The following is a 10,012-nucleotide window of genomic DNA, read 5'->3' on the forward strand; positions in this document are numbered from 1 at the left end:
TGCTTGTGTTCATGTGCTACATGGCATGCTTCAATGATTCCATCATCACCTCTGGATTTGCCAACGACCAGCCAGAAAAGCGGCTCGCTTATCAGATTGACCTGCTCATCAATCAGGCCAAAAAACGAGAGGGCATAATTTCGACTCAGCATTCAACTGATGCTGAGTTTATGCGACGAATTTCACTCGACTTGACTGGAAAAATTCCCCCTGTCGCCGAACTGCGGCTTTTTCTGGCTGATCAAGATTCATTGAAACGAGAAAAACTGATTGATCGTCTGTTAGCAAGTCCTGGATTTGTTGTACATTTTACGAACATCTGGCGCGCGATTTTAATTCCAGAAACATCTACAGATCTTCAGGCACGTGGTCAGATACCAGAATTTGATGCATGGATGCGGTCCCAGTTTCTGAACAATACGCGCTATGATGAGATAGTCAGAAACATTATTGATGTACCATTTGATAGCAATCGAGGTGGTGAGAGGTCTGAGATTTCACAAGTTTTGACACCGCGAGCGTATTATCTGGCAAAGCAATTAAAACCGGAAAATCTGGCTGCAGGTACTTCACGGGCATTTTTGGGAGTGAGGATCGAATGTGCCCAATGCCACGATCATCCATTTGATTCCTGGAAACAACATCAGTTTTGGCAATACGCGGCTTTCTTTTCGAATCTCGATCAGTCACAGCCTGGTACTCCTGGAAATGCATTGCTTGTCAGGGAAGTCGCTGGAAAACCACAGATAAAAATTCCTGATTCAAATCGGTTAGTGGACGCCATTTTTCTTGATGGAATGCAACCCGAATGGGTAAATGAACAAACCCAGCCACGACGTCAGCTTTCGCAATGGATTACATCTCCCCAAAATCCTTATTTTGCAAAAGCTACTGCGAATCGGATTTGGAGTCTTTTTTTTGGTCGGGGAATCATCGATCCCGTAGATGATTTTTCCTCAACCAATCGTGCTTCCCATCCAAAACTACTTGATTTATTGGCAATACAATTTCGCGAACATGACTATGATTTAAAATATTTGATCCGTGAAATCACCACTAGCCAGACTTACCAACTTTCCAGCCGTCAAACAGACTCCAGCCAATCCCAAGTTGAATGGTATGGAAAAATGCCGACACGTGCTTTAACCGCAGAACAAATCTTTGCAAATCTGGTTCAGGCAACCGGCTTTTTCCAGCAAACAACCGATAATAATGTTCTTCAGCGTCCGGGGACGAATTCCCCTCAGGCAGAAATATTCGAATTATTCAAGTCGGAATCGGAAAATCGGCTGGAACCCAAGGCAACGATACTCCAGGCACTGTCTCTGATGAATGGTTCGTTTATCACAAATGCCACGAGCCTCGAACAATCGGATGTTTTTACGGCGATCGTTGACTTTCCAGAACTAAACGACGAGCAGAAAATCGAAGCATTTTTCCTGTCTGTATTGAGTCGTTACCCAACAAAAGATGAAATCAAACGTCTGAAAACTGTTGTCGCGTTGGCAGGTTCAGGCGAAAATCAGATACACGCTTATTCGGATCTATTTTGGGCTTTGTTAAACAGTAGCGAATTTTTATTGAATCACTGAGATGATAAAAAATACCATAATAACTTGTTGTCTGCTGCTTGCAGGTATACTGGGATTCAATATGAATACCAGTGTATCAAGGGGCGAAGTCCAGCCGGTTTCAGTTGAGTCTCAAGATCAATATTCTGTTCAGAGAATGATCCTATTGGCTCCCTCGGCTCCTTTTGTGATCGAACTCAGCCTGCTGGTTGACAAAGGTAATTTTCGTTCTACGACGACAGATTATAGTGAACGACTCTTCCGTTCGCTTGATCGTAATCAGGACAAATTTATTGATCTGCAGGAGATAAAAAATCTTCCTGCCTTTGGATTCAAACGATATGACCAGGGGAATCCCGCACAGCGAATGAAATTACTTGAGATTCCCCCCGCTGATAACCGGTTAAGTCTTGCGGAATTCGCTGCTTATATTCATCTTGCTCAAGGAACTGCCTTTCGGGTGGCAGGTGCTCCTTCCCGAACGTCTCAAGTCATCGAGTTATTTCGAAAGTTAGATCAGAATGGCGACGGCTCTGTGAGTGATCAGGAATTTCTGGCAAGTTCACAATCACTTTTCATGTATGACCGCGACGAGGATGAAGTATTCAATCTTGCTGAGCTAAGGCCTTTTGGAGCCGTTTCTAACCCGGGTATTGCTCAGCCCGTTCTTCGACAAACCGTTGAGACTCCTTTTCTTCAATTGGATAATGATCGATCACTGACTGCCGCAATTCAGGAATTGTTTAAGAAGTACATTGAATATGCGAATGCAAAAAAGGATGCACTTTCAATAGAGTGTTTCCAATCAAAGCAACCTGATGCTGCCAAACTAACTAAATATGACCGTAATCAAGATGGTTTTTTTGATCACGACGAGCTGTTGGCCTATCTGCATAATCCGGTTGTGGATATGGATTTGCAGATCGTGCTTCCTCGCACGCAAAATATTCGTCCACAATTGAAACTACTGAAAAAAAACTCGAATCGAATTAGTGAAGTAGAATCGCGTTCACGATCCAGGTTACAATTACGAGTGGATAGTCTACTTTTTGAAATTCGTGCTAAGAGTTCACGTTATATGTTTGACAATACTGTCTGGTTTTATCAGGCCCGCTTTCGTGTTGCCGATAATGACAAGAACGGATATTTAAATCAGTCTGAATTTATGCAGCTGGATTTGCCCAACACCAATTATAAAAAAGTGGATCAAAATAAGGATGAGATGTTGACGGTTGAAGAGCTAACCTCTTTTTTAATAAAAGACATAGCTTCTATTCAGAATCAGGTTGTGATGACAGTTGATAATGATGGGAAATCACTTTTTGAAATTTTGGATACCAATCGCGACCAGCGACTCAGTCCACGAGAATTGAAAAAAAGCCTGCAGCGGATAAAACAATTCGATGGCAATCATGATCAATCATTGGATACTTCCGAGTTGCGGGGACATTTTAAGTTGACTTTCGAATTGGGAAAACCAAATTTGTTTATATTCGCTCCACGTAATAATTCCATGTCAATGGGACAGACGCGTATGGTGCAACGGACCGTAGCGGGACCGCGATGGTTTCAACGAATGGACCGCAATCGGGACGGCGATATTTCACCCCGGGAATTCTTATTTGATCCATCTATATTTACGAAAATAGATCTTAATCAAGATCAACTAATCAGTCCTGAAGAAGCAGATGCGGTTGAAAAGCAAAAACAAGCCAATATAAAAGAGTAGAGAATCATCCTGTTCAACGCGGGGAATACAAAATGGAAAAAATGACGAAATCAAATCATTTAATAACGCGGGTTCAACGTCGTCTGGCAGTGGCCTTATGTGGACGAAAGTTATACGTGTCTTTTGTCTGTAGTGCGGCTGCTTATTTGGTATTGCTATTAGCGAGTCGATTTACAGGTTACTTCAGAGAATGGTTTCCCCTGGAATCTGTAGGTGTCGTGCTATTGGGAACCGTATTACTTTCCTGTGTCCTGTTTCGAAAACCAACTAAAGAACAAGCGGCAAGGCTGATTGATCAAAAACAGAAGACGAAAGATCTGTTTTTAACAGTGACCATGCTCGAACAATCCATGGGCAATTATAAACCTCTGGTAGCACTCGATGCGGAAAAGAAAGCAGAGAAGATCAAGCCTGCGAATGTGATCCGATTTGATTGGGCGCGAAGAATCACCCTTTCCTGCGCAGGAATTGTTGTGATATTTTTAGTTTTACAGTATACGCCGCAGTTTGATCCCTTTGGGGAGCTCCAGGCAGCAAAAGTTGAACAGGAGAAATCAAAAGATTTCGAGAAATCCAAGAAGGCTACAAAAGTACGATTGGCCGAACTGAAGAATAAGGATACCGGCGAAGGGGATGAAGAATCAAAAGATGTAAAAAAGGCTGTCGAAAACTTGAAGTCAGATTTTCGAAAAATGACTCCCGGCAAGAAACAGCAGAACTCAAAAACTCTTGCCGGTCATCAAAAATCAATCGGTGGTAAATGGCGTAAAATTGCCGAAGAGAAAATGAAAAGTCGAATGATCAAGACCGACCAGTCTCAGAAATTCGGTGGCATGTCAAAAAATGAGGGAATGCAGAAATGGAATAAAGAACTGCAGGAAGGTTCTACACAGTCTCTTACTAAAGAAATGGATGAATTAAAAGAGCAGCTTAAGCGATTAATGAAAGAAACAGATCCTGTAAAACGTGAGCAATTGAAAAATGAGATCCAGAAAAAAATGAAAGAAATGGAGTCATTTGCGCGCGAACAAACAAATTCTAAAGCGATGGCTGCTGCACTAAAGCGGGCAATGAAGCAAATGCAGATGGCAAAAGCGAAAGGGCTCAGTTCGGAAGAAGCATTAAAGGAAGCAATGCAGTCAATGGATCTTGCTAAAATGGAATTAAAGGAGATCGCACAATCCGCTAAAGATATGAAAAAGCTGGAAGAAGCCCTCAAAGTATTACAGATGGCAAAAAAAGCGAATGCGAAATCCGGTTTGGATGGTGAAGCATGTGAAAATTGCCTGACATTGGAAGATTATGAAGAGCTTTATGCCGAGCTGATGGGGGGGATGTCCGGTGAGGGAACGGGTGGTGAAGGTCAAGGTGGAGGCGGTAAAGTGGACGAAGATGACTCATCGAAGACAGGGTTTAAAACAGAGAAATCAAAGTCGGCTATTACCGCTGGTAAAGTTCTTCTCTCGCTCAAAACCAAAGGGCTCAGCGATAGTGGCGAAGCAAAAAAGCAGTTCAATAGTTTGCTCAAAATCAAACAGGGTATGAGCGAAGCAATTGTTCAAGAGCAAATTCCTCCCGGCTATCATAAAGGGATCAAAAAGTACTTCAATTCATTAGAGAAACAGCCAGTAGAAAAATCATCTAAGAAATGAATCAGAAAACAAGGGGGCGGCTTTTTTCCGGATGGTTCATCCTGGCAATGGTAGAACTTGTTGCCATTATCTCCATCGGAATATTCTTTTTTTATCAGCAGAATGAAGATGCGCTCGTTGTTTATTGTGCACATGACGCTGTGTTTTCTGAAGAAATATTGAAGGCATTTGAGCAGAGAACGGGTATCAAAGTTGAACCACGCTTTGATACCGAAGCGACGAAATCATTGGGATTAACTAATCTGATTATTCGGGAGAAAAATCATCCTCGTTGTGATGTTTTCTGGAATAATCAAACTCTTGGTACAGTTGACTTGAAGGAGCAGGGGTTACTGGAAGCCTATCAAGGGGAGGGTTACAGCAGGATTCCTGATCAATTTAAAGATGAAGACGGTTATTGGACCGGTTTTGCAGCGCGACTTCGAGTTTACATTACAAACACAGAAAAATTAAATGCCTCGAAAGAGAGCATCGATCAGAAATTGTCAGGTCCTTTGAATGAGGTGGCAATCGCAAAGCCTCTCTATGGGACAACATTAACGCATTATACGGTGCTCTGTGATGCATGGGGCCTGGAAGAGTTAAAAAAATGGCATCACTCTCTTGAGAAAAGAAAGATCCAGGAAACATCGGGAAATGCCAGTGTAAAAAATTTGGTCGCCAGCGGTGCCTGTGCATTGGGGTTTACCGATACAGACGATTATTTTGTGGCGGTAGATGAAGACAGCCCCGTTGCTGCATTGCCAGTAACGGTAGATGGCCGCGTCATTCTAATTCCGAATAGTGTTGCCATTATTAAAGGAACGAAAAAGCGAAAACAGGCAGAGTTATTAGTGGATTATTTACTTTCAGAAGAAGTAGAACTCAAACTGGCGCGATCCCAGTCGCGCCAAATTCCTTTGGGAAAAGTCGATTGGACACACGTTCCTGAAACAGTCAGAAAATTTCAAAGTACTATTGAGAAAGCCTATCCATTATCAAATCTAGTCACTCAGCGAGCGAAAACATTGGCCTGGCTTAAATCGGAGTATGTGAAATGAGCCTGGCCACAATTTGTGGCGTGACACTGTTGCGCAGTCTGATTATTTCGATTTTGGGAGTTTTATTATCCCGACATTTGTCACATCTGATTAATGCTGGTCGTTCAAAACGTTCTTTTCTATTGCTGATTCTGATCTTGACCCCTTTTCTGGTTCCGGAATTGATTGTTGGTTATGCATGGTCTTTGATTTCATTAAAACTGGTACATTACCCTCTATTAATTGAACTGATTTATTCCAGTCTCGTTTTGCTGAAAGTTGTTCCCGTGGGCATTGTCTGCTTTTATTTTTCTTCTCCGTTCATTTCAACAGAGGCAGATTATATTCGAAAATCGGTCAATTCAAATTCGACTCCACTTTCCGATCTGAAAACTCACTGGAGTTTCTTTCTGTGGAAACATCTGCTGCCGTCTTTACCTGTAGGAGTGTTGTTATTTCTGCTGGCATTTCAGGAATTTGAAATGGCTTCATTAATTTATCGAGATTCATGGATGGTGTGGGTTTTTGACGCGCAGGCGGGAGGCGTTCCGATTTCCGAAACAATATCATTTTTGACTGGACCATTGTTAATCGAGCTAGTTGTTATCGCCGGTGTTTTATATTGTTTAACTCGCATTCAATTTCAGCCACGATTAGATCTGCTATCCAATGTAAAACAATCTTCTTTTTTGTCGACTGTGCAGTCCTGGGGTTATGTTTTGACTGCTTTTTTTGTCGTCGTTGTGATTCCGTTCAGTCTGACAGGCTGGGGCGGTCTGATTTCACTGGGTAGCTTGTTCCAGAATCAATTACAATTGACGGAGACTCTGCGTGAATGTATCTGGGGACTGGTTTATGGTGTCACATCTGCGATCGGAGCATGGGGATTGGCTTCCTTCTTTTTTTCGCGAAATCAACCACGTCATCTCAAGCTATTAGGCTTTCTGTTTTGTCTGCCTGGGCTCTGCGGTTCCCTGACTCTTTCAATCGTCATGGCAAATTTATTCTTAACAGATTCAGGCCATTGGCTATACGATACTCCTTTGGCATTCTTTATTGCGTTAGTGCTCTTTCTTTTTCCCAGAGCCGTTTTTTTAAAGCTCATCATTCTCGCGTCTCAAGAAAACGACTCTTTATATCTGACGAGATTGTTGAGTCTCTCCAAGAATCAAACTCAGTCACAGAGTGGAGGGTATCTACATTGGTCTGTGAACGGTAAAATGCAATATTGGGCCGTTGTCTTGCTGGCATTCTGGGCTTACTGGGACGTTACGATCAGTTCGATTCTGGCTCCCAATAATACGATGACTTCCTCAATTCGATTATACGGTTTGATGCACTATGGGCAGAATTCGGTTCTCTCTGCGATGACTTTTCTCAACTTTTGCATACCCGTTTTAATCAGTCTTCTTTTTTTTCCAATCGTAAGAATACTGTGGATGACTGTTTCAGACCGCTCAACTATGAATAAGACTGTTTAAATTAAATGGCTACTGAAACTCTACGATCTGATTCATTATTATGGTCGCTGAAGAATGTCAGTAAGAACTGGGATTCCGGCGTTCGTCTGTCAGATGTCAATCTTGAAATTCGGCAAGGTACAACTGCGGTCATGGGTTACTCTGGAGCGGGTAAAACATCGTTGCTGAATCTGCTCGTTAACTTTGAGTCTCCTGATCAGGGAACAGTGGATCGCGAAGATCAGTATTTTCAAACGGGACCTGCTCTGGAACTGTTTTGGGTGCCGCATTCTCTGGGTTTATGGCCTCAGTATACGGTTCAGGAGCACTTAGCCCTGGTCCATCCCAACCGCGCGACACAACAGGAAACAGTAGACGATTTACTATCTTCGTTTCGTTTGATGAACGTCAGGAATCAATACCCAGGTCAATTGTCGCAAGGTGAAGCGTCTCGTTTATCTGTTGCCCGAGCGCTTTCCAGTCAGCCGAAAGTACTTGTGATGGACGAACCTCTGGTACACGTTGACCTGGCGCATTGGGCAACTTACTGGCAAGCGATTCATCGTTACTGCGAAACCAATCAGGCCTCGCTCGTATTTTCAAGTCACTTACCAGAGCTTGTATTGCGCGAGGCAGATCATGTCATTTGTCTTGATGAAGGGAAAGTGGTCTATTCTGGAACTGTGTCAGAATTGTATTATCATCCGCCATCATCTCAAATCGCTTCTTATCTGGGTCCCATTAATAATCTTTCTGAACTCTGCTGTGAACCTGAAGCGAATACAAGTGCCAATCAATTCAGTTTGGTTCGTCCTGAGCAGATAACATTTGAAAAGGATGAAAAAAGTTTGTGGGAAGTACAGCAGGCAATATTCAGTGGATCCTGTGAAGAAGTCAGAATCAGACATCAGGATTCACAGGCAGCGCATACTGTTTATCACCGTCCTGCTCGAACCTACCTGCAAAAAGGCGATCGCGTTTCGGTTCGATTGTTAATGATACTGTTTTGCCTGTTTCTGGCTGGCGGTTGTCATTCTGCTTCCGCACTGGAACTCAGATTTTCTAAGATCAAACAGTGGTCGGTTCCCTCTGAAGGCACCAAAGTTCCCGCTCCACGGAGTGTGAATGTTGGACCGAATGACGAACTTTTTGTACTTGATAATGCGGGACGCGTTCTCGTTTACAATGCCAAAGACGAACTTGTCAGACAATGGAAGATGCCTGATTCTGAAATTGGAAAACCAGAGGGAATCTGCTTCCTAAAGAATGGTCAAATCGCAGTTTCAGATACCCATTACCATCGTGTTGTCTTTTTTGATGCGCAGGGGCAAGTTCAAAAGATGCTGGGAGAATATGGAGAGGGGCCAGGTCAATTTATTTATCCTGTTTCTGTTGTCCAGGATCCTACTGGCAATATTTACGTGTGCGAATATGGGGATAATGATCGGGTCCAGAAATTTTCAGAACAAGGTGAGTATTTGCTGGAATTTGGAAAAGTTGGTACTGCCCCCGGCGAATTCCAGAGAACTGCTGGAATGATTTGGCATAAAGGGAATATTTATGTCGCGGATGCGATTAATAATCGTATCCAGGTATTTTCTGATCAGGGAACCTTTTTGGAAATCTTAGGCACGAAAACGGGGGGAATTCCACTCTATTACCCTTATGACATAGCAATCGATGTCAAAAGTGAAGAGCTCTACATCGTGGAATATGGAGCAGGGCGGATCACCAAAACCAACTTAGACGGTGAAATAATAGGTAGATTCGGGAAATCGGGGGTCAAACAGGGGGAATTCTCGACTCCTTGGGGACTTGCTGTAAATTCCAAAGATGAAGTATTCGTAGCTGACACTGGCAATCGTTTAATCGTAAAATTGATACCATGAAGATCCAAGACCTTTATTATCATCTAGTTCCTCGACCGCGTTTACGTGTGACATGGAAACGCGCGTTGCCTTTCGTTCTTTTTCTTGTCTTTTATACCATAGTTTGTTTCAGTCTTGAATTTTCCGGGGTCTTACTGTTTGCCCGTCCCTGGGCGTTTGTATTGATCCTGTTCTCCGTCTGGGTTTGGTGGCTTTCCGTTGCTGGATATGGAGGGCTGAGTAAAGGCAGAGGATTAGCGGCATTGTTTTCCCGTCTGTTGATGCTGGGCCTGTTTGTCATGCTAATTGCCGAGCCGCGTTCGGTTCGCGTGCTGGATATTATCTCTGTTGTGTATGCGGTGGATCTTTCTGATTCGATTGGGGAATCTTCGGTTGATTCCGCGTTGGAATTTGTAACAAAGACGGTAACCGAAAAACCACAGACTGACGAGGCGGGGCTGGTCGTATTCGGACGAAATTCGGCAGTCGAGCTTCCGCCACGCGTCTCTTTTCCCTTCGAGGCATTGAACTCAAGAATCGACCGGGATGCTACGAATTTGCAACAGACTCTTTCTCTGGCAGCCGCGATGTTACCTGAAAAAAACCGTGGACGCATTGTATTAATCAGTGATGGGACAGAAACGGAAGGCTCCATATCACAAATTCTGGATGAATTGAAATTCCTTTTTTACAGAGCACAATGGCTTCTTCAT

Annotated in this window: 7 protein-coding genes; all 7 read left to right on the forward strand. The window is 43.2% G+C overall.

Translation table 11 applies throughout. The features are described 5' to 3' along the window. Positions 1-1,592: DUF1553 domain-containing protein (locus tag Q0668_RS18415; protein ID WP_298867301.1), on the forward strand; the 1,592-nt coding region annotated here is incomplete at its 5' end. A 61-nt stretch (positions 1,593-1,653) separates the two neighbouring features. After that, a complete protein-coding gene (locus Q0668_RS18420; RefSeq protein WP_298867303.1) occupies positions 1,654-3,300 on the forward strand; it encodes an EF-hand domain-containing protein in 1,647 nt (548 codons plus the stop codon). A 32-nt stretch (positions 3,301-3,332) separates the two neighbouring features. Further along, entirely contained in the window at positions 3,333-4,952 is a 1,620-nt protein-coding gene (locus tag Q0668_RS18425) for a hypothetical protein (RefSeq protein ID WP_298867305.1), read from the forward strand. Next, positions 4,949-5,992 carry an extracellular solute-binding protein gene (locus Q0668_RS18430; protein WP_298867307.1) on the forward strand — a complete coding sequence of 348 codons (1,044 nt, stop codon included), beginning with the start codon at positions 4,949-4,951 and terminating at the stop codon, positions 5,990-5,992. The genes Q0668_RS18425 and Q0668_RS18430 overlap by 4 nt, the downstream gene beginning before the upstream one ends. Further along, positions 5,989-7,452, forward strand: coding sequence for a hypothetical protein (locus tag Q0668_RS18435; RefSeq protein ID WP_298867311.1), 1,464 nt, complete (start codon positions 5,989-5,991; stop codon positions 7,450-7,452). The genes Q0668_RS18430 and Q0668_RS18435 overlap by 4 nt, the downstream gene beginning before the upstream one ends. Positions 7,453-7,457: 5 nt before the next feature. Next, a complete protein-coding gene (locus Q0668_RS18440) occupies positions 7,458-9,320 on the forward strand; it encodes an ATP-binding cassette domain-containing protein (protein ID WP_298867313.1) in 1,863 nt (620 codons plus the stop codon). Continuing rightward, positions 9,317-10,012: vWA domain-containing protein (locus Q0668_RS18445; protein WP_298867315.1), on the forward strand; the 696-nt coding region annotated here is incomplete at its 3' end. The genes Q0668_RS18440 and Q0668_RS18445, both read left to right, overlap by 4 nt.

Origin of the sequence: uncultured Gimesia sp. (genome assembly GCF_937910335.1) — a bacterium.
GTDB lineage: Bacteria > Planctomycetota > Planctomycetia > Planctomycetales > Planctomycetaceae > Gimesia.